We start from the raw sequence: 20,927 nt of genomic DNA on the forward strand, positions 1-20,927 counted from the left end.
ATGTATCTTCTGAAGGGGCAGCAGTGTTTGCTGCCCCTGTGAAAGGTGGAAAATGTCGTTCAGTGCAGCCGGAGCCGAAATTCTCGGAGACTTGGTGGCGATTCGCCGCGACCTCCACATAAACCCGGAAATTGGCTTGCACCTGCCCCGGACCCAGGCCAAGGTTCTTGCCGCCATTGACGGCCTCGGCCTGGAAATCACCCTTGGGCAGGAAACCACTTCCGTGGTTGCCGTGCTGCGCGGGGCGACGGATGGGCCCACCGTGCTCCTGCGCGGCGACATGGACGCCCTGCCCGTCAAGGAATTGACCGGCCTCGACTACGCGTCCACCAACGGCTACATGCACGCCTGCGGGCACGATCTGCACACCGCCGGCCTGGTGGGTGCCGCCCGCCTGCTGGCCGCCCGCCGCGACGAGCAGGCCGGCAATGTCATCTTCATGTTCCAGCCCGGCGAAGAAGGGTGGAACGGGGCCGGCGTCATGCTCGGCGAGGGACTCCTTGACGCAACCGGGGACAAGCCCGTCGCCGCCTACGCCATCCATGTGGGGCCCGGACCCAACGCGGTCTTCATGACCAAGCCGGGCCCCATCCTGGCCGGCGCCAATGAACTGCACATCACCGTCAACGGGGTGGGCGGCCACGGTTCGCAGCCGCACACCGCCAACGATCCCGTCCCGGCACTGCTGGAAATCGGCACGGCCCTGCAGACCATGGCGACCCGGAAGTTCAACGCCTTTGACCCGGTCATCATTTCGGTCACCCAGCTGTCCGCGGGCGAGGGGCTCAACGTCATCCCCGAATCGGCGTCGTTGGGAGCCACCGTGCGCACCCTTTCCAAGGCGTCCACGGACAAGTTGGCCGCGGAAGCGAAACAGCTGGCCGACGGCATTGCCGCCGCACACGGTTGCACCGCCGACGTGAAATTCGTGGTCACCTACCCCGTGACCAGCAACGACGCCGACAGTGTTGCGGCGTCCGTCAAGGTGCTGCGCGAACAGTTTGGCGAGGAGCGGGTGCTCCTGATGGAGACGGCCCTGATGGGGTCGGAGGATTTCTCACTCGTGCTGGCCGAGGTCCCCGGGACGTTTGTTTTCCTGAGCTGTTCGCCGGAGGGCACGGACCTGGCCACCGCCGAGTTCAACCATTCCCCGCGCGTGCTGTTCGACGACGGCGTCCTCGGCGACCAGGCCGCGGCCCTCGCCCAGCTCGCCTGGAGCCATCTCGGTCCGCAGGAAGGCTGAGTTCCCCGCGGGGAAACTTATTTGCTGAGGCGCGGGAGCACGTAGTCGGTCAGGAGCGGGGCGAGGTCGTCAAAGCCCGCGGCCGCATCCAAATGCATCCAACGCAGTTCGGCGATTTCGGCTGCCGGACGTATTGCCCCGGCGTCCCAGCGCCCGGGCGCGGTGAACACGGTTGCTGCAATGTCGGTGTTCGCTTCGTTGGCGGCGGTGCCGTGCCAAACGCCCATGAGTTCAAGGTCCGCGGCGGCAATGTCCAGGCCCACTTCTTCGGACAGCTCACGGGCCCCGGCCTCGGCAGCGGATTCGCCAAGTTCAGGTTTGCCGCCTGGGTGCATGAACTTTGTGGTGCCTTGTTTGCGCACGGTCAGGAGCCTGCCGTCGTGATCGTAAATGCACACTGCCGAGACCCTGAGGATGTTTTTCACGCCTTCGATCCTACCGCCCGGCATCAGGCTGCCCGTGGGGCGAACATGATCACGCTGATGCCAAGCAGCGCAATGAGGGCGCCGATCACGTCCCACCGGTCGGGCGAAAACTTGTCAAACACCATGCCCCAGACCAGGGATCCGGCAATGAACACCCCGCCGTACGCGGCCAGGACCCGGCCAAAGTTGGCGTCGGCCTGCATCGCAGCGATAAAGCCGTAGGCACCGAGCGCGACAATGCCCAAGCCGGCCCACCACCACGCCTTGTCCTCGCGCACCGCCTGCCAGATGAGCCAGGCGCCGCCGATTTCAGCCACGGCGGCGAGGACGAACAAGATAATTGTTTTGGCAATACTCATGGGTTCATCATCGCCTGTTGTTGGGCCAAGCTGTCACTGTTTCGTGGGCAGGGCGCGGCGCCTGCTGTCGACGCCCAGGAAGACCAGCGCCAACAGGATGGGTCCGTACGTCAGCAGTGCCGACCAGCCAAGGGTTTCGCCCAGGAAGACGGAAACGCCCACCAGCAGCACCGGTTCCACATAGCCCAGCAGCCCAAAGAGAGAAAGCGGCAGCCATTTGCTCGCCAACAGGTACAGGGCCATGGCAACCCCGCCGAGGATGCCGATGGACCAGGCCGCCCAGATCCCCTCGGTGTCGACGGGGCCGCCGGAGCTCAAGCCATGCGGTCCCGCCACGATGAAGAAGACGCCCAAAGGCAGCAGGACAACGAGTTCACCGGCAAATGCCGCCAAATTGTCGAAGCCGATCTTGCGCCGCAACACAAAATACACGGGGTACCCCAGGCACACCACGAGCGTGGGCCACGCCAGGCCGCCGGCCGAAAACGCTTCGTGCGCCACTCCGACAGCAGCGGCGCCAACGGCGAGTTTTCGCATGGTGCTGAGCTTGTCGGCGAAGAACAGCCGCCCCACCACGACCATGCTCAGCGGAAGCAGGAAATAGCCAAAGGACACCGACAGTGCCATCTCGTTCAACGGCGCCCACATGAACAGCCACAGTTGGACGCCCACCAGCCCGGCGGCAAACACCCCCAGCAAGGCCAAGGCCGGACGACGTCGGACCCGCACCGCCACCGCACGGATCTCGGCGCGGCCCCAGGAAAGGAACGGCAGGATGCACCCAAGCGTGACCAGGGTGAGCACCACGCGCCAGCCGAAGATTTCCTCCGCACCCCAGCCGGGCAGCAGGCCGGCGATGAGGAAAATGACTGCGAAAAGCACTGACCCGGTCACGGAAACGGCCACTCCGCGGCCGGCCGTATGGGTGTGCGAAGCCGGGGACGACGCGGGAGCCGGGCCATTGTGCGGTGTCATTGGTCCGTCCTTCGCTGTCCAGAAACCGATGATTGCATGTCACTGGCCGGCGCGCCCTCATGCGGGCATGAAAAGTGCCCCCGCCGGGGATCGAACCCGGATTTGCCCTTTAGGAGAGGGCCGTCTTATCCATTGGACTACAGAGGCGCGTCACCCAGCCTAGCGGAACTGGCATGCAAGGAAAAAACGAAGTGCCCTGCGCATGGATGGCCTTCCCGGGGAGGACGTCAGTCCTGAACCGGCGCGGCCTTTTTCTTCCGGCCGGCAAACAATGCCACACCGATGCCGGCCAGTGTCAGCACCAGGAGCAGCCAACTGGCGGAGACCAGGGCGGAGGTCAGCAACACGGTGCCCTCGTTCAAGGTTTCGGCGCCCAACATGGAGTCAATGGCCGCGTTGGCCCACAAAGAGATGCCGGCAAAGGCGATCGGCAAAATCCACAAGACCCAGCGAACAGACTTTTTGGCCACGTTCACGGCAATCATGGTCACGGCGGTGAAGGCGAAAACCAGTGCGAACAAGGTTCCGGCCGTCTTTTGCACATAGTTCAACTGGCCCAGGGCGTCTGCGTCCATGGCTGCACGCAGCGCCTCGACATGCGCCACGTCAAAACCAAAGACCATCGACTGCGGCATGGCCAGGCCGTCGGAGAGATCTGTCATTTGCTGCAGGGTCAGCATGTGGAAGTACCAAAACAAGAGCAAGCTGGCCACGGCGCCGACGATCAAGATCAGGTTTGCGTTGCCCTGCGCCTTCTGCGGGGAGCGCCCGGTGCTGGTGTTGACCACCGGAGTGCTGGGGGGTGTGGCCCCCTTGCCATGTTTTGCCGCGCGTTGGGCGGGAGTTTTAGCCATGGATCCATTATCGCCCAGATTAGGCTGGTCCCATGGCAACCCAAAAGAACACAGCGCCCACCGACAGTGAATTGGCGGCGAAACTGCTGCGCGGGGCAGGATCGCTGGCCCAGTCGATCCGTGCCGGCGGCCTGGCCGAGCTCCGCGCCGGCAGCCACATCAAGGGCGGCGTCGCCGATTTCGCCACGGCCGCCGACTTCGCCGCGGAACAGTACCTGTTCGAAGAATTGCGCGCGGCCCGGCCCGAGGACTCCATCCTCGGCGAGGAGGGTGCTGGATTCGAAGGCACCTCCGGCCGCTGCTGGGTCATCGACCCGGTCGACGGGACCTTCAACTTTGCCGCCGGTTCCACTTACTGGTGCGCGGCATTGGCCCTGGCCGCACCTGCCAAGGATGCAGGCACGACGGCGGACCCGCTCGCCGACGCCGAGGTGCTGCTTGGCGCGGTGTACCAGCCCGAGGAAGACAAGCTGTGGATGGGTGGCACCGCCTGCCCCGCCACCCTCAACGGCCAGCCGATAAGCGTGGCCGCCGGAAATGACATTGGCCAGTTGTCCGCCGGGACCTACATCCACCCGGGCTGGTTGGCCGAACCCCGGGCAGCCGGGCCATGGCAGGGCGCAGCCGTTCTGCCGGCAACGTTGCGCATGATGGGTTCCGGATCCTGCGACCTCTCGCGGGTGGCCCAGGGCGAGCTGGGTGCCTGGTTCCAGCACAGCTGCCCGTCCTGGGACTGGCTCCCCGGCAAGGGGATCGTGCGGGCGGCCGGCGGGGACACCGCCGTCGTCCGGGTCAATGACTTGGACTGGTTTGTCGCCGGCCCGGCCGGTGCCGTGGCGCAACTGGCGGCAGCCCTGGCACAGGGTTCCGTCCCGGCCTAGCCGCCCGCACGCCCCGTCAGCCCCGCACGCCCCGTCAGCCCCGGCCGCACCACGCGTTCCAGCGGGCGCGTGGGGAATGTCAGTGGGGCGAACTACACTGGGTTGCACCATGGATATGTTGTTTGACCCTTACCCCCAAAAGCCCAAACCCACGCTCAGTGCAGGCGCCGGATTGCCCGTCTGGCAGCCTTTTGAGCAGGACGATCCGGGAGCTGACGCGCCCGAATTCGGCAGTGGCCCCACGCCCGGCGACGGCCGGGGCGGCGCAGGTGGCGCACCCTCGAGGGAACAGGGCATCAGCTCGGCACGGCGCTGGCCGGATCCTGCCGAACTGCTGGAAGGCATGAACCCGCAGCAGGAAGCGGCCGTGGTGCACACAGGTGCGCCGCTGCTGATTGTGGCCGGCGCCGGCTCCGGCAAGACCCGCGTGCTCAGCCACCGGATCGCCTACCTGCTGGCCACCGGTCAGGCCCACCCCGGCCAAATCCTGGCCATCACCTTCACCAACAAGGCCGCCGCTGAGATGCGTGAACGCATTGAGGCGCTCATTGGCGACGCAGCCAAAAGCATGTGGATATCCACGTTCCACTCGTCGTGCGTGCGGATTTTGCGCCGCGAAGCCAAAACGATCGGGCTCAACTCCAACTTCTCCATTTACGACTCCGCTGATTCGCTGCGGCTCATCACCTTGGTGTCCAAGGGGCTGGACCTGGATCCGAAGAAGTTCGCGCCCAAGGCCATCATGCACAAGATTTCGGCGCTGAAGAATGAGCTGATCGACGAGGAAGAGAACTCGCTCAGCACCAATTTCAACGAACCCTTCGCCGCCGCCGTCGCCGAGGTGTACAAGGGCTATGCGCAGCGCCTGCGCCAGGCCAACGCCATGGATTTTGACGACCTCATCGCCCAGACCGTGTACATGTTCCGGGCCTTCCCCGGCGTGGCCGACTACTACAGGCGCCGCTTCCGGCACGTTTTGGTGGACGAGTACCAGGACACCAACCACGCCCAGTACGCACTGGTGCGGGAAATTGTGGGAACCGACGCGGGCGGCAACCAGGCCGACCCCGCCGCCGCCGCGCCCGCGGAACTGACAGTTGTGGGCGACTCCGACCAGTCAATTTACGCGTTCCGCGGCGCCGACATCCGCAACATTGTCGAGTTTGAGCAGGACTACCCCAGCGCGGACACCATCAAGCTGGAACAAAACTACCGGTCCACCCAGAACATCCTCAGCGCCGCCAACGCGGTGATCTCCCGCAACCCCAACCGCCGTGAAAAGCGGCTGTGGACGGCGGAGGGCGACGGCGAAAAGATCATCGGCTACGTGGCCGAATCCGAACACGAGGAAGCCCGGTTCATCGCCAAGGAGATCGACCGGCTCCAGGACGAGACCGACCTCCGCCCCGGCGATGTCGCCATTTTCTACCGCACCAACGCCCAGTCCCGCGCCATCGAGGACATTCTGGTGCGCGTCGGGCTGCCTTACCGCGTGGTTGGCGGCACCCGCTTCTATGAGCGCAAGGAAATCAAGGACGCCCTCGCCTACCTGCGTGCCCTCGTCAACCCGGACGACGACGTCAACATGCGCAGGATTCTCAACGAACCAAAGCGCGGGATTGGCGACCGTGCAGAAGGTGCCGTCGCAGCGCTGGCGGAGCGGGAACGGATCTCCTTCTCGGCCGCCATGGCCCGTGCCGAGGAAGCCCCCGGCATCGCCTCACGCTCCCTCAACGCCGTGAACACCTTCGCCAAAATGATGTCGGACCTGGGCGAGGTGGCTGCAACGGCCACCCCCGCCACCGCACTGGAAGCCGTCCTTGAGCAGACCGGCTACCTGGAAACACTGCGCAAGAGCTCCGATCCGCAGGATGAGTCGCGCGTGGAAAACCTGGCCGAGCTTCTCGCCGTCGTGCGTGAATTTGGCCAGGAAAATCCGGAGGGGACGTTGGGGGAGTTCCTTGAACAAGTCTCGCTGGTGGCTGACGCCGACCAGATTCCGGACGCACCGGGCGGCTCCGAAGCCGAGGCGGCAGCCGCCGTGGCCGAGGCCAAGCGGCTCGGCGTGGTGACGCTGATGACGCTCCACACGGCCAAGGGCCTTGAATTTCCTGTGGTGTTCCTGACGGGCATGGAGCACGGCTTGTTCCCGCACTCGCGCTCCGCGACGGATCCGAAGGAGCTTGCCGAGGAACGCCGGCTGGCGTATGTGGGGCTGACCCGTGCACGCAAGCGGCTCTACCTGACCCGCTCGGAAATGCGCAGCATGTGGGGCCAAAGCCAATACAACCCGGCCAGCCAGTTCATTGCCGAAGTCCCGGACGAGCTCATTGAGTGGAAGCGTGAAGGCACCCCGCGGGTGGCTCCCGTGAGCGGGGACTTTGGCACCAGCCGGTACTCGGGATCGTCGTGGGGAGCCGGATCGGCAGTGGGCGGACGCGATTCCGGTGCCCTGCCGCCGAGCATTTCGGCCCGGACAGCGGCCGGCCGCGTGCAGCCGCAAAAGGAAGTGGTTGCTGTCGGTGTTGGCGACAAGGTCAACCACACCAGCTTTGGCAACGGCACCGTGCTGGAAGTGACAGGTGCCGGGGACAAGTCCGTGGCCAAGGTACGCTTCGACATTGGTGAAAAACGCCTCCTGCTGCGTTACGCGCCTCTGGTCAAGGTTGAGGACTAGCCTGTGGGTCCCGTACGCCGCGGCACCGCTGCCGCCGTGCTCGCCGTTGCGCTGACTGCTGCCCTTTCCGGCTGCATCACGTTGCCCGCGGGCGGTGGGCAGCCCACCGCCACGCAGGGCTCCACCACGCCGCAAAGCTACGTGGACAGGCTCAAGGAAACGCCGGTCGACAAGCCAACGGACGACGGCTATTCCGAGGAACTGCCGCAGTTTGTGACGGATTCACGCAATGTTGCCTGTGTTTTCACCTCGTCCAGGGCGGGAAACGTCAACCATCCGTGGGAGCCGAACAGTTTTGCCGACAGTTCCAACGCCGCGGCGGCCCTCATCCCCGTGGTCAATTGCGAGCTTGCCGGCTACCCGCAGGTCAAGGCTGCCGATGTCGCCGACAGCTGCGCCGGCACCAACATCGGCTACCTTGGCGGCACAGCCCTGCTCTCTCCCGACAAGGCAACGTATGGCGGCTGCCGGGCGGGCGTCACCGCCGTTGAAGCGGCCTTTGGTCCCCGCGGAACAGTGAACGAAACAATGGCGAACATCCCGGTGCTGGCGCCGGGGCAGGCCATGGATGCCGAGGGCTACCGCTGCGCGCCGCTGGACGACGGCGTTGCCTGCGCCAACCTGGCCAACGGCGCCGGCTTCTTCATCTCGGCTGAGAAATATGAACTGTTCGGCCCGGATCAGGCCACGGATAAAACAGCGAAACCAACAGCCAAGCCAAAAGAACCGGTGACCACCAGCGCCCCGGCATAATCGGCCGGCACGTTCCCGGAACCACCGGTGCAGCCAGCCGGGCCAGCCGGGCCCGCCGGCACCTGCCGGACCAGACGCCAGCCAAGCGGCGGGGGAGGTGACAGTGCGAGGGGGGTCACGCCGTCGTGCGTCAACGGCCGGTAATTGTGAGCCGAATAACGGGTTTTGGCAGTGGCCAAGTCGCCAAATATGTGCTTTTGGCTCGAAGCGGTAATGTGTGAAACGGGGTCAACGCCCCGCAAGATCACTCTTCGACGTAGAAGGACACAAATCCGTGGACCTGTTTGAATACCAGGCGCGCGACATGTTTGAGGCTCACGGCGTTCCCGTGTTGGCCGGCATCGTGGCGCGAACCCCTGAAGAAGCAAAGGCAGCAGCCGAGAAGATTGGCGGCGTCACAGTCGTCAAGGCACAGGTGAAGGTTGGTGGCCGCGGCAAAGCCGGTGGCGTCAAAGTAGCCAAAACCGCTGAAGAAGCGTTCGGATACGCCACCGATATTCTGGGCATGGACATCAAGGGCCACACCGTTAACACGGTCATGATCGCCCAGGGTGCCGACATTGCCGAGGAGTTCTACTTCTCGGTGCTGCTGGACCGTGCCAACCGCAACTACCTGGCCATGTGCTCGGTTGAAGGCGGCATGGAGATCGAGGAGCTTGCAGTCGAGCGCCCCGAGGCACTGGCACGCGTTGCCGTTGACCCGGCCGTTGGCATCGATGCGGCCAAGGCCGACGAAATCGTCGCCACCGCAGGCTTCAGCGCCGAACTGGCCCCGAAGGTTGCCGCCACGATCATCAAGCTGTGGGACGTCTTCAAGAAGGAAGATGCCACCCTCGTTGAGGTCAACCCGCTGGTCCTGACCGGCGCGGGCGACATTGTTGCCCTGGACGGCAAGGTCTCACTCGATGAGAACGCCGACTTCCGCCACCCGCACCACCTGGAACTCGAAGACGCTGCTGCAGCTGACCCGTTGGAGGCCAAGGCCAAGGCTGCGGACTTGAACTACGTCAAGCTCGACGGCGAAGTTGGCGTCATCGGAAACGGTGCCGGCCTGGTCATGTCCACGCTGGATGTTGTTGCCTACGCTGGCGAAAACCATGGCGGCGTCAAGCCCGCCAACTTCCTGGACATCGGCGGTGGAGCATCCGCAGAGGTCATGGCCGCTGGCCTGGACGTCATCCTCAACGACCCCCAGGTCAAGAGCGTGTTCGTGAACGTCTTCGGCGGCATCACCGCCTGTGACGCTGTCGCCAAGGGCATTGTCGGCGCACTGGCCGAGCTCGGCTCAGCTGCCAACAAACCGCTCGTCGTCCGCCTCGACGGCAACAATGTTGAAGAAGGCCGCCGCATTCTCAACGAAGCCAACCACCCGTTGGTCACCCTGGCCGCCACGATGGACGAGGGCGCCGACAAGGCTGCCGAACTCGCCCACGCTTCGAAGTAGAGGTTCGCGAAACTTATGTCTATCTTCTTGAACAAAGACTCCAAGGTCATCGTCCAGGGCATCACCGGCGGCGAAGGCACCAAGCACACCGCCCTGATGCTCAAGGCCGGCACCCAGGTAGTCGGCGGCGTCAACGCACGCAAGGCCGGCACCACCGTCAAGCACGGCGACGTTGAACTGCCCGTTTTCGGTGCAGTCACCGAGGCTGTTGCAGCCACCGGCGCCGACGTTTCCATCGTCTTCGTCCCCCCGGCATTCACCAAGGACGCCGTCGTTGAAGCCATCGAAGCCGGCATTCCGTTGGTTGTTGTCATCACCGAAGGCGTGCCCGTTCAGGACGCTGCCGAGTTCTGGGCCCTGGCTCAGTCCAAGGTTGACGCTAACGGTGAGCAGATCACCCGCATCATCGGCCCGAACTGCCCCGGCATCATCACCCCCGGCGAAGCACTGGTTGGCATCACCCCGAACAACATCACCCAGAAGGGTCCGATCGGCTTGGTCTCCAAGTCCGGCACCCTGACCTACCAGATGATGTTCGAACTGCGCGACCTGGGCTTCTCCACCGCGATCGGCATCGGTGGCGACCCCGTCATCGGCACCACGCACATCGACGCACTTGCTGCGTTCGAGGCGGACCCGGAAACCAAGGCCATCGTCATGATTGGTGAAATTGGTGGCGACGCTGAAGAGCGCGCAGCCGAGTACATCAAGGCCAACGTCACGAAGCCCGTTGTTGGCTACGTTGCCGGCTTCACCGCTCCCGAGGGCAAGACCATGGGCCACGCAGGTGCCATCGTGTCCGGCTCCGCAGGCACGGCCCAGGCCAAGAAGGAAGCCCTCGAGGCTGCCGGCGTGAAGGTTGGCAAGACGCCTTCCGAGACCGCCACACTGCTGCGCGAGGTTTTCGCAGCGCTGTAAGTCTTCTGCCGCTTCGGCTCAGCTGAAAGCGCGGCCGCCCCACTGTTATTCAGTGCGGTGGCCGCGCTTTTTTGTTGTGGATCCAACTGCCTTGAACGACACCACGTACGACGGCGCGTCCCGACTTCGGCGGCCGGGACGCCTGCCCGCGGGGAGCCCGCCGGCAGCCTGGTGCGGAGGGGACGAAAAGCGTTGCGGCCGTTGAGCGCCGGCTGGCAGGCTAGGTCGCGGCAGGCACGACGGCGTGGAGCTGGGGGAGTGCCTCAACCAGCGGTGCCAGCTCGGGCAGCAGGGCGGCTTCTGCCAGGGCGCACTCCAGGGCTTCGTCGTGGACGGAACGGGCGCCGTCCAGCAGTTCCGATCCTGCGGCCGTCAGCTCGGTGTAGATGCCGCGGCGGTCGTCGGCGCACAGGATGCGCGTGAGCAGCCCGCGGTCCTCCAGACGGTTGACAAGCCGTGTGGTTGCGCTGGGACTCAGTGCCGTTGCCCGGCCCAGCTGCTGCATGCGCATGTGCCAGCCGTCCTGCCGGTTCAGGGCGTCGAGGACCGTGTACTCCACCACTGAAAGCTGGGCTGCACCTTGCAGCGCCTTCTCCATGCTGGTTTCAATCAGTCCATGGAGGGCAGCCAGCGTCCGCCAGCCCTGGGCGCGAATCTCAACGGCGTCGTCCCTGATGCCCATGGGCAGTCCTTTCGTCACATGTGCGTTGCGGCACAAAACAAACTAGTTGCTTGCGCGGGATAGTTGCGTGTGCAACAATTTATGAAGCGCCTGCAACTACTAGCTTACGCTGCATATTTCACTTCCCCAAGTCTTTAAAGGAGAGTCATGCCTCTCGGCCTGATCGCATTGGCACTTGGCGGGTTCGGCATCGGACTCACCGAATTTGTCATTATGGGGTTGCTCCCCGACGTTGCCGCAGATTTCCAGGTAAGCGAGGCCGCCGCCGGCTGGTTGATCTCCGGGTACGCCCTGAGCGTGGTCATCGGCGCGCTGTTCCTGACCGCGGCCGTTACCCGACTCCCGCGGAAGCCTGTACTTGCCGGTCTGATGGTCCTCTTTATTGCGGGAAACCTGATTTCCGCCATGGCGCCGGACTACACCACCATGATGATCGGGCGCATCATCGCTGCACTCTGTCACGGAGCATTCTTTGGCATTGGTGCGGTCGTGGCAGCCGACATGGTGGCTCCGAGCAAAAAGGCCGGGGCCATCGCCATCATGTTCACCGGGCTGACGGCGGCCAACGTGCTTGGCGTACCCTTTGGAACTTTGCTGGGCCAGCATGCCGGGTGGCGTTCCACGTTTTGGGCCATCACAGCCATCGGCGTGATCTCGCTGATTGGCATCCTGGCCCTGGTTCCGAATCTGCGCCATGAACGCGGAGCCGGATTGCGTGGGGAACTGCGGGCCTTCAAGTCCCGTCAGGTGTGGCTGTCCATCTCGGTCACGGTTCTTGGCTATGGCGGCATGTTTGGTGCGTTTACGTACATTGCCTTTACGCTGACAGACGTGACGGGCTTCGCCGCCACCACCGTGCCGTGGCTGCTGATCCTGTTCGGTGTGGGCCTGTTCGTCGGCAACACCCTCGGCGGCAAGGCAGCGGACAAGAACGTGGACAAGACGCTCTTGATCGTCCTCTCGGCCTTGGCGATCGTTCTCGCGCTGTTCGCACTCACTGCCACGAGCCAGCCGATGACCATTGCCGCCCTGTTCCTCATGGGCGGATTTGGCTTCGCCACCGTTCCGGGCCTGCAGATGCGGGTCATGAAATATGCTGCAGCGGCACCAACGCTGGCCTCCGGTGCCAACATCGGAGCCTTCAACCTGGGCAATGCGCTCGGCGCCTGGCTCGGCGGCGTGACCATCACGGCAGGACTCGGCTACACCTCGCCCATCTGGGCAGGTGCCGGGCTGACTGTGCTGGCAGTCATCGTCATGAGCTGCGCGGCAGCCGACGGAAAGAAACTGGCGGCCAAGGAAGCAATGCTGCCGAACGCCGTCGAACTTCCCGCACAGAAATCCCCTGTGCCTGCCCGGTCATAAGCGCCGGGCCCGCACTTTTTACACCACCTCATCCCCAATCCCACACGAGGAGAACCCCATGACTTCCATCCCCACCATTACGCTGAACAACGGTGTGGCCATGCCACAGATCGGCTTCGGCGTCTTCCAGGTCCCGAACGACGAAACCGAACAGGCTGTGACCGCTGCGCTGGCGGCCGGGTACCGCAGCATCGACACGGCTGCGGTCTACGGCAACGAGGAAGGCGTGGGCCGGGCCATTGCAGCCTCGGGCCTGGCCCGCGAAGAGCTGTTCATCACCTCCAAGGTGTGGATCGCGGACCTGGGCCGCGAGGCAACCTTGGCCGCATATGCGGACAGCCTGGCCAAGCTGGGCCTGGACTACCTCGATTTGTACTTGATCCACTGGCCGGCCCCGGCAACGGATGCGTACCTGGAATCGTGGCAGGCACTGGAAGAACTCGCGGCGGCCGGACGGGTGCGCGCCATCGGCGTCTCCAACTTCCTGCCCGAACACCTTGAGCGGCTCATTGCCCTGGGCGGAACCGTCCCCGCTGTGAACCAGGTCGAGACCCACCCGGCGCTGCAACAGCGGGACATTGCGACGTTCAATGCTGCGAACGGCATTGCCACGGAGGCGTGGAGCCCGCTGGCGCAGGGCGCCGTTTTGACCGACCCCGCCGTGCTGGCCATTGCCGCGGCGCACGGACGCACCCCAGCCCAGGCCATCCTGCGCTGGCACCTGCAGCAGGGGCGTGTCATCATCCCCAAGTCGGTCACCCCGTCGCGCATGGCCGAGAACCTGGACGTTCTCGACTTTGAGCTGTCCGCCGACGAGCTTGCTGCCCTGGATGCTCTCGAGCGTGACGGCCGCACGGGCCCCAACCCGGCGGATTTCAACGGCTGACACCGAGTTCAGCGGCTGACACAGGGAGTTAGCGCGTCCAAGAACTGGGAACGGTCATCCGGTGCTGAAAATCAGCTCTGGATGACCGTTTCCGTGTCATGGGTGCCTGGTGGAATTACTGCTGCGGGGGCACCATGGGCAGGCCCTGGGCCTCCCACCCGCTCATGCCGCCAACGAGGGTGTCGGCGTTGAATCCCAGCCCGGTGAGGGCCTCTGCGACGCGGCCGCTGCGCCCGCCGCCGTGGCAGACGGCAATGACGCGCCGCGACTTGTCCAGCTCGTCGGCTCGTTCCAGTACGGAGCCGGAGGGAATGTGGACGGCATCCTCGATCATGCCGGTGGGTAGTTCCGAGGCTTCGCGGACGTCGATGATTTGGACATCCGGGTCTGCGGCCAAGATGTCGGCGGCGGTGATCTCCTGCATGGGTGCTCCTGAAGTTGGTGTGGGCGCGTGGCCGCGCCCGGCGTCAAACATGAAAGTGTCACTTCCAGACTAGGCGCGATTCGGCACAGTCCGAGCCGCCGCGGCAATTCTCCGGCCCTGGCCTAGGCTGGAGGCGTGAACGCACCCCTCGCACCCCACGCCCGCGACATCGAAATTGAAGAGCTCGACCATTTTGACCGTCTGGTGGCCGGCGGAGCCAAATCCATGCACGGCTGGCACTTTCAGTCGGTGGACCTGCGCGGCCGGTCGGTGGATCTCGCCGCGCTGCACACCCCCGGCGCCATTTTCATGGGCTGCACCTTCGACCCGGGCACCGAGGACCTGCTGCGCGGCCGGGGCGCCTTGATCTTCCCGCCGCTTCCGGACATTCCCTTCAACGCCTACCGCGGCCATCTCTACACGGGCGCCGAGCTCTTCGCCGGGATTGCGGCCGAAGAATACGAAAACGTGCCGGATGCCAAAATTTACCAATGGAGCATGCAGGCCGGCCACGCCCCCGCCCTGCACGCGACACTGGCCACCGCCATGCATGACCACGCCATTTCCGACGCACTCGATGAATTCCTGGCGCAGGCCCACGGCCCGGTGGTGGGAGTCATGGGAGGTCATGCGGCGGCACGGGGGAGCACGCAGTATGCCCAGGCCGCCGCGCTTGGCCGGACCCTGACGCGGGCCGGATTCCTGGTGGCGACCGGCGGCGGTCCCGGTGCCATGGAGGCCGCCAATCTGGGCGCCTACCTTTCCACGTACGACGCCGGGACCCTCGAAAGTGCCCTGCTCACCCTGGCAGCCGTCCCCGGTTTCCGCCCCTCGGTGACCGAGTGGGGGAGGGTCGCGTACAAGGTGCTTGAGACGTATCCCGCCGGTGCCGACACGCTGGGGATCCCCACCTGGTTTTACGGCCACGAACCACCCAATGTTTTTTCCACGAAGATTGCCAAATTCTTCACCAATTCCCTGCGCGAGGCCATCCTGCTGGACCGCTCCCGCGGAGGCATAGTTTTTCTGCCCGGAGCAGCAGGCACCGTGCAGGAAATCTTTCAGGATGCCTGCGAGAACTACTATGCGGCGGAGGGCGCTGTTGCGCCCATGGTGCTGGTGGGCCGGAACTACTGGGAGAACGAGGTTCCCGTGCTGCCGCTGCTGAAGACGCTGGCTGCCGGGCGGACCATGGACGATTTCGTTCACGTGGTGGATTCCGTGGAGGAGGCCTGCGGGCTCCTCTCCGGGTGATCCCAGTCAGCTCGGATCCGTGCACGAGTTCAGTGCGCCGCGAGACCGGCGCTGGCGAGCAGCGGTGCGAAAGTGACGGCGAGGATGAAGATGCGCTCGCTGACGCCAAAGGTGCGACTGCGCAGGGGCCGAATGAGCATCGAGAGGACGAGTGCCGCCAGTGCGATGGCCGCGACGATTCTGCTGACGCTCAGCGTTTCAGCCAATGCGGGAATGCCGGCAAGGTCCAGCAGCCCTGCCAGCGGTCCCATCGTTGAGTAGGAAATGGTGAACCAGCCGACTGCAAGCAGCATGTGCAACCGTCCGCGAAAAGTTGGCCGCACGCCTGGTCCGTCGGTAGGAACCCACGGCATCGTCGCCAGGATGACGCCGAGGATGATGAGCCAGATGGCCGGTGCCACCGGCTGGGATTCCCAGCGCGGATCCAACAACAACCCGGCACCAAGGGCCAACCAGGCAGCAGCGGCCGTCCATGAGGAACAAACCGATAATTTCCGTGTCAGTGGCGATGACGACGTGGCATAATCACTCACCGCGTTCCGAAAGAGATGAATCCCTCCGGGCCACACATGCAGCGCGGCAAACAAACCCAGTCGGCATGCAAAGAGAACAGCGGCGGAGAACTCAAGCAGTTCAGACATGCGATTCCTTCGTTCGATGGTTGCAGGATTTTCCTGGCATCGTCAGGCTAATGTCTAAAGTAACTTGAAGGTCAAGGAGGCAACCATGCGCATCGGCGAACTGGCACGTTTAACCGGGGCGGCCCCGTCAGCGATCAGGTACTACGAAGCGCGGGACATGTTCAGCCCTGGCCAGATCACCCGATCCCACAGCGGGTATCGGGATTACGGTCAGGCGGCCAAGCGTCGGCTTGAGCTCATTCTGGCCGGACGGGCCGTCGGTCTGCCGCTGGAACAAATGCGGACACAAATGGCGAACTGGGACACCATGAGTGATCACGAACGAGCTGGATTGCTCAAACAGCAGCGCCGGATACTCACCAACAGCATCGCCGAACTCAGCCGCAGTGTTGACGTTATCTCGAACACCCTGCGCGAACTCGGACACGAATGACACCGGCCCGCGTCACGACACGCCCGTGTGACGACAGGCCCGCGTGCCCCTGGCCTGAGAGGCGAAAACCGTCAGCCGACCAGGCCACCAAAGGCCAGGCCCAGTAGGTACGTTGCAGCGGCGGCACCCATGCCGATGGCCAGTTGCCGCAAGCCGCGCCACAACGGGGAGGCCCCGGACAGCAAGCCAACGACGGCACCCGTTCCCAGCAGTGCCAAGCCCACGAGGGTGCACGCCAGCACGAGGGCACCGATCCCGGTCATGCCGAACAGGAACGGCAGGATCGGGATGATGGCACCGGAGGCGAAGAAACAGAAACTGGAGCTTGCAGCACCCCAGGCCGTGCCCAGGGTTTCAAGTTCGTTGGGTGATTCAAAGTTCTCCGCCTGCAGCGACAGGCTGGGGTCGCAGTCGCAGGTAAATTGGCCCAGGCGCTCGGCTGCCCGATGCTCGGCCGCCTCGCGGGACATTCCTCGCGCCAAATAAACCAGGACAAGTTCGTTGTTTTCAAGGTCGAGGGAAGGAGCTGCGGACAGGGTGATCCGGGTCGGCTGCGAGGCGTCAAGCAATTCACGCTGGGAACGCACTGACACAAACTCGCCGGCAGCCATCGACAGCGCCCCTGCCAGCAGGCCGGCGATGCCGCTGAACAACACCACCTGGCTGCCAACCCCGGTTGCAGCCATGCCCATCACGAGGGAAAGGTTGCTGACGAGGCCGTCGTTGGCGCCAAAGACGGCTGCCCTAAAGGATCCGGAGAGCCTGTTGCGGCCCCTTGCCGAGAGCCCGCGAACCACTTCCTCGTGGATTGATTCATCCGCGGCCATGGCATCGGTGGCATCAGCATCGGTGGCATATGGGGACCTGGACTCCGAACGCTGCGCCAATGCAAGCACAAACACGGAGCCGAAGCGGCGGGCCAGCAGCCCCAAAAGCCGGTTGCGGGATGACGGACGCATGGGCGGACCGGCGTGGTCACCGAGCAGGTCCAGCCAGTGTTGTTCGTGGCGTCCCTCGGCTGTGGCCAGGGCCATCAGGATATCGTGCTCTTCGCCGTCGCGGCGCTTCGCCAAGTCCCGGTAGACCGAGGCTTCGGCACGTTCATCGGCCAAGTATTGGCGCCAGCGCTTAATTTCTGCCGGGGTGGGAATTCGTTCAGGCACGGGAGTTGCTCCTCAAAGTCAGCCCCTACTGTAGCGCGGATTCATGCGGTTTTCCGGCCGGGACTCCTAGCGAAAAAGTTTCGGGATGCCGGAAAATCCAGCCAAAAGAAATATTCAGAAAGTACTTGACGCAATGGAAAGTACTTGCGTAGAGTTGTGTCATTGCTTCGACCCCACAAGATAGTTCAACCAAGGAGAATTCCATGACCGCCACACAGCAGACCAAGACCCATGACTACTACGCCACCCGCATCATGTTGATCGGCATGACCATGGGGCTCGCATGCATGGCGGCCCTGTTTATTGCGGGCCTCGTCAAGGGAAATGCGGGCATGGTGGTCATGGCCTCCAGCTGCGCTGCCTTGCTTGGCGGCACTTGGGCCTCCACTAGTGCGGCAGCCAAGAAGAAGGCTGCCAGCCAGCCGCAGCGCTGATGCAACCGGTCGTGGGCGCCGTCCATCGCAGTGCCACCGAAGCTATCGGGGGCCTTAGCGATGGCGCGGAGCTGTTGTGGTCTACATGTTCCACAAGGGCGTCATGGGGCTGGCGTGGATGGCGAAGAACCAGCGCTCCATCGGCGCCGTGCCCGAAGAGGAGTACGAGGTCCCGATCGGCAAGGCCAAGGTGGTCCGCGAGGGCACCGACGTGAGCATCGTGACCCTGTCGCTGTCCGTGCACCACAGCCTGGACGTGGCGGAGAAGCTGGCGGGGGAGGGCATCAGTGTCGAGGCGCTGGACCTGCGCTCGCTGGTGCCGCTGGACCGTGAAGCCGTGATCGCCACGGCAGCAAAGACCGGAAAAGTCATTGTGGTCGATGAGGGCTACCAGTCATTTGGGCTGTCCGGGGAGATTGCAGCCACCATCACCGAGCACGACCCCGCCCTGCTGAAGCATTTCAGCCGCGTGTGCGTGCCGGACGTGCCCATTCCCTACGCCCATGAACTCGAATATGCTGTGTTGCCAACGGCCGCACGCATTGAGGCCGCGGTCCGAACGGCGGTAGCTGCATGAGTGAAGTCCTGTTTCCGATGATGACGGGGGATGCCTCCGAACCCGGCGTCGTGGCCACCTGGTACGTGGCCGACGGCGACACGGTGGCCGAGAAGCACCTGCTCGCCGAGGTCGCCATTGACAAGGTCGACGCCGAAATTTACGCGCCCGTTGCCGGCACCGTCCGGCTTCGGGTCCAGGAAGGCGACGAAGTGGCGCAGGGGTCAGTGATCGCCGAGATCTCGTGAACCCGACGCCTCCCCACGCCGAGCCGCTGGTGCGTCAGTGCGCGGTGAGCCCGAAGCCGATCCGGCGACCCGCCCTGACACCGGTCTGCGCCACGGTGACAACCAGAGTGGCGATTTCCGGGATCCACTGGGCCGGCCGGACGGCCTGTGTGAGTGCTTCGACCAACTCGACGGGCTCGCCCGACCAGTACTGGTGGTAGCCACCGGGCGTCGCAAACGACACGGAACCAAGGTTGAGGTCCACGGCCGGAAGGACGGGGATGCTGGCGGGCCGGGCAATCTTGCGCCGGGTTGCGGGGGCCACGGAAGTGAAAGTCATGGTGGAAGCCTTTGCTTGCTCTTACCGAACGGAGCTTTCCGCCGGTCACTTCCTCATCCGAACCACCCGTGAAGCATGGGGTTGGTGTGCGACCAGTCGGAGCTTGGCGTCGCATCTCATGAAGCTGTTCCCAAGGCTACTGCTTTAAGGCTCGACGGCGGCAGGTGACGTAATTTATTACGTCACCTGCCGCCGTCGCCACCCGTGCAAGCGACCGGCGGATGCACACAAGGACGCCAGAGCCGCAGCCGGGACAACCGCGGCAGCCTCCTCCGCCGTCGTCCTCCAAACAAAAAATCTAGCCCGCACTCGTGGTTGTTAATTCAACCTAAATCAGTTGAATTGACAACCACGAGTGCGGGGCAGATGCGAGGGTTACTTCGCCAGCGCGTGGGCTTCCTCGTCGGGGTTGGAGTCGGTGGCGGCAGCGGCCAGGCGGTCGTCCCAGACCTTGCGGATATGGGCTGGGGTTTCCGGGCTCAGCAGGGAGACCACAGCGTAGACGATGAGCGAGGAGCCCAGGCCGAAGTAGATCGGCTCGTTGGCGTAGATGCCGTCGACGCTGTGGATGATCCCGGTGGCGTAAATGACCAGGGATGCGATGGTGACGATGCAGCCGACGGCCATGGACCAGGCGGCACCCAGGCCGGTGCCGCGCTTCCACACGAGGCCGCCGATGATGGCCACGAGCAGGCCGCCGACGAGGATGTCGTAAGCGATGGTCAAGGCGAACACCACGTCGTTGACCACAATGGAGATCAGCACCACCAGCAGGCCGATCACGAGAATGTACCAGCGGTTGGCCTTGATGTCGTGCTCGGGGTTGGCGGAGTCGGAGTTGTCGATGTCCTTGCCGAACCAGCTGGCGACGAACGGAATGACGTCCTTGCGGGCCACTGTCGCGGCGGCAATGAGCGAGCCGGAGGCGGTGGACATCATGGCGGCAACGGCCGCGGCCATTACGATTCCGCCGATGCCCATGGGTAGCAGGTCGGTGGCAACCTCAGCGTAAACAACGTCCTTGCCCAGGTTGGCGATGTCAATGGCGGGCAGCGCCACGTAGGCGGCCATGCCAATCAACGCTCCTGCAACGCCGTAAAGGATGCAGTAGATGCCGGCCGCGGTGCCGCCCCAACGGGCCACTTCCGGTGTGCGGGCCGTAAAGACGCGCTGCCAAATATCCTGGCCAATGAGCATGCCCAGGGTGTAGACCACAAAGTAGGTGATGATCGTCTGGACACCGATCCCGTCCCACTGGAAGAAGCTTGCATCCACGCGCTCACGGATGCCGCCAAGGCCGCCCGCGGCGTTCCACGCGAACGGCAGCATGAGCAGGAAAACGCCCACGGTCTTGATGACGAACTGCACCTGGTCGGCCAGGGTGATGGACCACATGCCGCCAATGGTCGAATAGACCAGCACGATCGCCCCGCCGACGGCGATGGCCAGCCAGCGGTCCCAGCCGAACAGCACCACAAAGATGGTGGCGTAGGCACCCGTCGACGTTGCCGAAATCATGATGGTGTAGGCCAGCATGACGATGCCCGAAACCTTGGTGGTTTCCCGGCCGTAACGCAGGCTCAGCATCTGCGAGACCGTGTAGATCTTCAGCTTCTGCAGCGTGGGCGCAAAGAGCAGGCTCAACAGCAGTACGCCGACACCGATGGCGACCACCAGCCACATGCCCGAGATGCCGAACTTGTAACCAAGCCCCACCCCGCCCACCGTGGAGGCGCCACCGAGCACGACGGCGGCCATGGTCCCTGTGTAGAGGAAGGGACCCAGGCGGCGGCCGGCGACGAGGAAGTCGCTGTTGTTCTTGGTTCGTGATTTGCCCCACCAGCCAAAGGCCAGCATGGCCACCAAATATAAGACGACTATGGCAATGTTTAAGTCCACGCGATGCTCCAGTGCTAAGTGATTGGGATTCCCCAAAAATATTGCCTATAAAGCAACATTTGTTGTCTATTAGGCTAAACTGTGATGGTAGTTA

The 20,927-nt window shown here is 64.1% G+C and carries 23 protein-coding genes, 1 tRNA gene and 1 riboswitch; of the genes, 13 read left to right on the forward strand and 11 right to left on the reverse strand.

Annotated elements, in window-relative coordinates:
• Positions 1 to 52: 52 nt before the first annotated feature.
• Positions 53 to 1,243 carry a M20 metallopeptidase family protein gene (locus ACT3TS_RS07695; protein ID WP_444530918.1) on the forward strand — a complete coding sequence of 397 codons (1,191 nt, stop codon included), beginning with the start codon at positions 53 to 55 and terminating at the stop codon, positions 1,241 to 1,243.
• Positions 1,244 to 1,260: 17 nt separating this feature from the next.
• Here ACT3TS_RS07695 and ACT3TS_RS07700 read toward each other — a convergent pair whose 3' ends face one another.
• From ACT3TS_RS07700 to ACT3TS_RS07720, 5 genes are all read right to left on the reverse strand, one after another.
• Entirely contained in the window at positions 1,261 to 1,668 is a 408-nt protein-coding gene (locus ACT3TS_RS07700) for an NUDIX hydrolase (RefSeq protein WP_444530919.1), read from the reverse strand.
• Positions 1,669 to 1,691: 23 nt separating this feature from the next.
• Positions 1,692 to 2,027, reverse strand: a complete 336-nt coding sequence (locus ACT3TS_RS07705) for a YnfA family protein (protein WP_444530920.1) — start codon at positions 2,025 to 2,027, stop codon at positions 1,692 to 1,694.
• 33 nt (positions 2,028 to 2,060) lie between these two features.
• A complete protein-coding gene (gene rarD / locus ACT3TS_RS07710; protein ID WP_444530921.1) occupies positions 2,061 to 3,002 on the reverse strand; it encodes an EamA family transporter RarD in 942 nt (313 codons plus the stop codon).
• Positions 3,003 to 3,077: 75 nt separating this feature from the next.
• Positions 3,078 to 3,149 (reverse strand) — tRNA-Arg (locus ACT3TS_RS07715).
• A gap of 80 nt (positions 3,150 to 3,229) precedes the next feature.
• The gene (locus tag ACT3TS_RS07720) at positions 3,230 to 3,856 is read right to left on the reverse strand and encodes a hypothetical protein (protein WP_444530922.1); all 627 of its coding nucleotides are present in this window, start codon (positions 3,854 to 3,856) and stop codon (positions 3,230 to 3,232) included.
• A 32-nt stretch (positions 3,857 to 3,888) separates the two neighbouring features.
• Here ACT3TS_RS07720 and ACT3TS_RS07725 point away from each other — a divergent pair, with 32 nt between their 5' ends.
• The 5 genes from ACT3TS_RS07725 to sucD all read left to right on the forward strand — a co-directional run bounded on the left by ACT3TS_RS07725 (position 3,889) and on the right by sucD (position 10,529).
• Entirely contained in the window at positions 3,889 to 4,737 is an 849-nt protein-coding gene (locus ACT3TS_RS07725) for an inositol monophosphatase family protein (protein ID WP_444530923.1), read from the forward strand.
• Positions 4,738 to 4,852: 115 nt separating this feature from the next.
• The gene (gene pcrA, locus ACT3TS_RS07730; RefSeq protein ID WP_444530968.1) at positions 4,853 to 7,414 is read left to right on the forward strand and encodes a DNA helicase PcrA; all 2,562 of its coding nucleotides are present in this window, start codon (positions 4,853 to 4,855) and stop codon (positions 7,412 to 7,414) included.
• A gap of 3 nt (positions 7,415 to 7,417) precedes the next feature.
• Positions 7,418 to 8,167: a hypothetical protein gene (locus tag ACT3TS_RS07735; protein WP_444530924.1), complete on the forward strand. Its 750-nt coding sequence runs from the start codon at positions 7,418 to 7,420 to the stop codon at positions 8,165 to 8,167.
• A 274-nt stretch (positions 8,168 to 8,441) separates the two neighbouring features.
• The gene (gene sucC / locus ACT3TS_RS07740; RefSeq protein ID WP_444530925.1) at positions 8,442 to 9,611 is read left to right on the forward strand and encodes an ADP-forming succinate--CoA ligase subunit beta; all 1,170 of its coding nucleotides are present in this window, start codon (positions 8,442 to 8,444) and stop codon (positions 9,609 to 9,611) included.
• A 15-nt stretch (positions 9,612 to 9,626) separates the two neighbouring features.
• A complete protein-coding gene (gene sucD / locus ACT3TS_RS07745; RefSeq protein ID WP_444530926.1) occupies positions 9,627 to 10,529 on the forward strand; it encodes a succinate--CoA ligase subunit alpha in 903 nt (300 codons plus the stop codon).
• A 220-nt stretch (positions 10,530 to 10,749) separates the two neighbouring features.
• On the opposite strand, the gene ACT3TS_RS07750 is transcribed toward sucD, so the two are convergent.
• Positions 10,750 to 11,211: a MarR family winged helix-turn-helix transcriptional regulator gene (locus ACT3TS_RS07750; RefSeq protein ID WP_444530927.1), complete on the reverse strand. Its 462-nt coding sequence runs from the start codon at positions 11,209 to 11,211 to the stop codon at positions 10,750 to 10,752.
• Positions 11,212 to 11,358: 147 nt separating this feature from the next.
• Here ACT3TS_RS07750 and ACT3TS_RS07755 point away from each other — a divergent pair, with 147 nt between their 5' ends.
• Positions 11,359 to 12,576 carry an MFS transporter gene (locus ACT3TS_RS07755; protein ID WP_444530928.1) on the forward strand — a complete coding sequence of 406 codons (1,218 nt, stop codon included), beginning with the start codon at positions 11,359 to 11,361 and terminating at the stop codon, positions 12,574 to 12,576.
• Between the two features lie 58 nt (positions 12,577 to 12,634).
• Positions 12,635 to 13,462 carry an aldo/keto reductase gene (locus ACT3TS_RS07760; protein ID WP_444530929.1) on the forward strand — a complete coding sequence of 276 codons (828 nt, stop codon included), beginning with the start codon at positions 12,635 to 12,637 and terminating at the stop codon, positions 13,460 to 13,462.
• A 115-nt stretch (positions 13,463 to 13,577) separates the two neighbouring features.
• Here the strand turns inward: ACT3TS_RS07760 and ACT3TS_RS07765 are convergent, their stop codons facing one another.
• Positions 13,578 to 13,886, reverse strand: a complete 309-nt coding sequence (locus tag ACT3TS_RS07765; protein WP_444530930.1) for a rhodanese-like domain-containing protein — start codon at positions 13,884 to 13,886, stop codon at positions 13,578 to 13,580.
• Between the two features lie 135 nt (positions 13,887 to 14,021).
• On the opposite strand from ACT3TS_RS07765, the gene ACT3TS_RS07770 reads away from it, so the two are divergent.
• Positions 14,022 to 15,140, forward strand: coding sequence for an LOG family protein (locus tag ACT3TS_RS07770; RefSeq protein ID WP_444530931.1), 1,119 nt, complete (start codon positions 14,022 to 14,024; stop codon positions 15,138 to 15,140).
• 29 nt (positions 15,141 to 15,169) lie between these two features.
• On the opposite strand, the gene ACT3TS_RS07775 is transcribed toward ACT3TS_RS07770, so the two are convergent.
• The gene (locus ACT3TS_RS07775) at positions 15,170 to 15,781 is read right to left on the reverse strand and encodes a DUF998 domain-containing protein (protein WP_444530932.1); all 612 of its coding nucleotides are present in this window, start codon (positions 15,779 to 15,781) and stop codon (positions 15,170 to 15,172) included.
• Between the two features lie 85 nt (positions 15,782 to 15,866).
• On the opposite strand from ACT3TS_RS07775, the gene ACT3TS_RS07780 reads away from it, so the two are divergent.
• A complete protein-coding gene (locus ACT3TS_RS07780) occupies positions 15,867 to 16,214 on the forward strand; it encodes a MerR family transcriptional regulator (protein WP_444530933.1) in 348 nt (115 codons plus the stop codon).
• 71 nt (positions 16,215 to 16,285) lie between these two features.
• Here ACT3TS_RS07780 and ACT3TS_RS07785 read toward each other — a convergent pair whose 3' ends face one another.
• Positions 16,286 to 17,377 carry a VIT1/CCC1 transporter family protein gene (locus ACT3TS_RS07785; protein ID WP_444530934.1) on the reverse strand — a complete coding sequence of 364 codons (1,092 nt, stop codon included), beginning with the start codon at positions 17,375 to 17,377 and terminating at the stop codon, positions 16,286 to 16,288.
• Positions 17,378 to 17,580: 203 nt separating this feature from the next.
• On the opposite strand from ACT3TS_RS07785, the gene ACT3TS_RS07790 reads away from it, so the two are divergent.
• The 3 genes from ACT3TS_RS07790 (at position 17,581) to ACT3TS_RS07800 (ending at position 18,615) form a co-directional block, all read left to right on the forward strand.
• Positions 17,581 to 17,811, forward strand: a complete 231-nt coding sequence (locus ACT3TS_RS07790; protein WP_444530935.1) for a hypothetical protein — start codon at positions 17,581 to 17,583, stop codon at positions 17,809 to 17,811.
• An 85-nt stretch (positions 17,812 to 17,896) separates the two neighbouring features.
• Positions 17,897 to 18,388: a transketolase C-terminal domain-containing protein gene (locus tag ACT3TS_RS07795; protein WP_444530969.1), complete on the forward strand. Its 492-nt coding sequence runs from the start codon at positions 17,897 to 17,899 to the stop codon at positions 18,386 to 18,388.
• Positions 18,385 to 18,615 (forward strand): biotin/lipoyl-containing protein, encoded by a 231-nt coding sequence (locus ACT3TS_RS07800; RefSeq protein WP_444530936.1) that lies wholly within the window; start codon positions 18,385 to 18,387, stop codon positions 18,613 to 18,615. The genes ACT3TS_RS07795 and ACT3TS_RS07800 overlap by 4 nt, the downstream gene beginning before the upstream one ends.
• A 34-nt stretch (positions 18,616 to 18,649) precedes the next feature.
• On the opposite strand, the gene ACT3TS_RS07805 is transcribed toward ACT3TS_RS07800, so the two are convergent.
• Positions 18,650 to 18,934 (reverse strand): hypothetical protein, encoded by a 285-nt coding sequence (locus ACT3TS_RS07805; RefSeq protein ID WP_444530937.1) that lies wholly within the window; start codon positions 18,932 to 18,934, stop codon positions 18,650 to 18,652.
• Positions 18,935 to 18,946: 12 nt separating this feature from the next.
• Positions 18,947 to 19,058: riboswitch (SAM riboswitch) on the reverse strand.
• Between the two features lie 251 nt (positions 19,059 to 19,309).
• Positions 19,310 to 20,791 carry a sodium:solute symporter gene (locus tag ACT3TS_RS07810; RefSeq protein WP_444530970.1) on the reverse strand — a complete coding sequence of 494 codons (1,482 nt, stop codon included), beginning with the start codon at positions 20,789 to 20,791 and terminating at the stop codon, positions 19,310 to 19,312.
• Positions 20,792 to 20,927: the final 136 nt, after the last annotated feature.

The organism is Specibacter sp. AOP5-B1-6, from assembly GCF_052376555.1.
Taxonomy (GTDB): domain Bacteria; phylum Actinomycetota; class Actinomycetes; order Actinomycetales; family Micrococcaceae; genus Specibacter.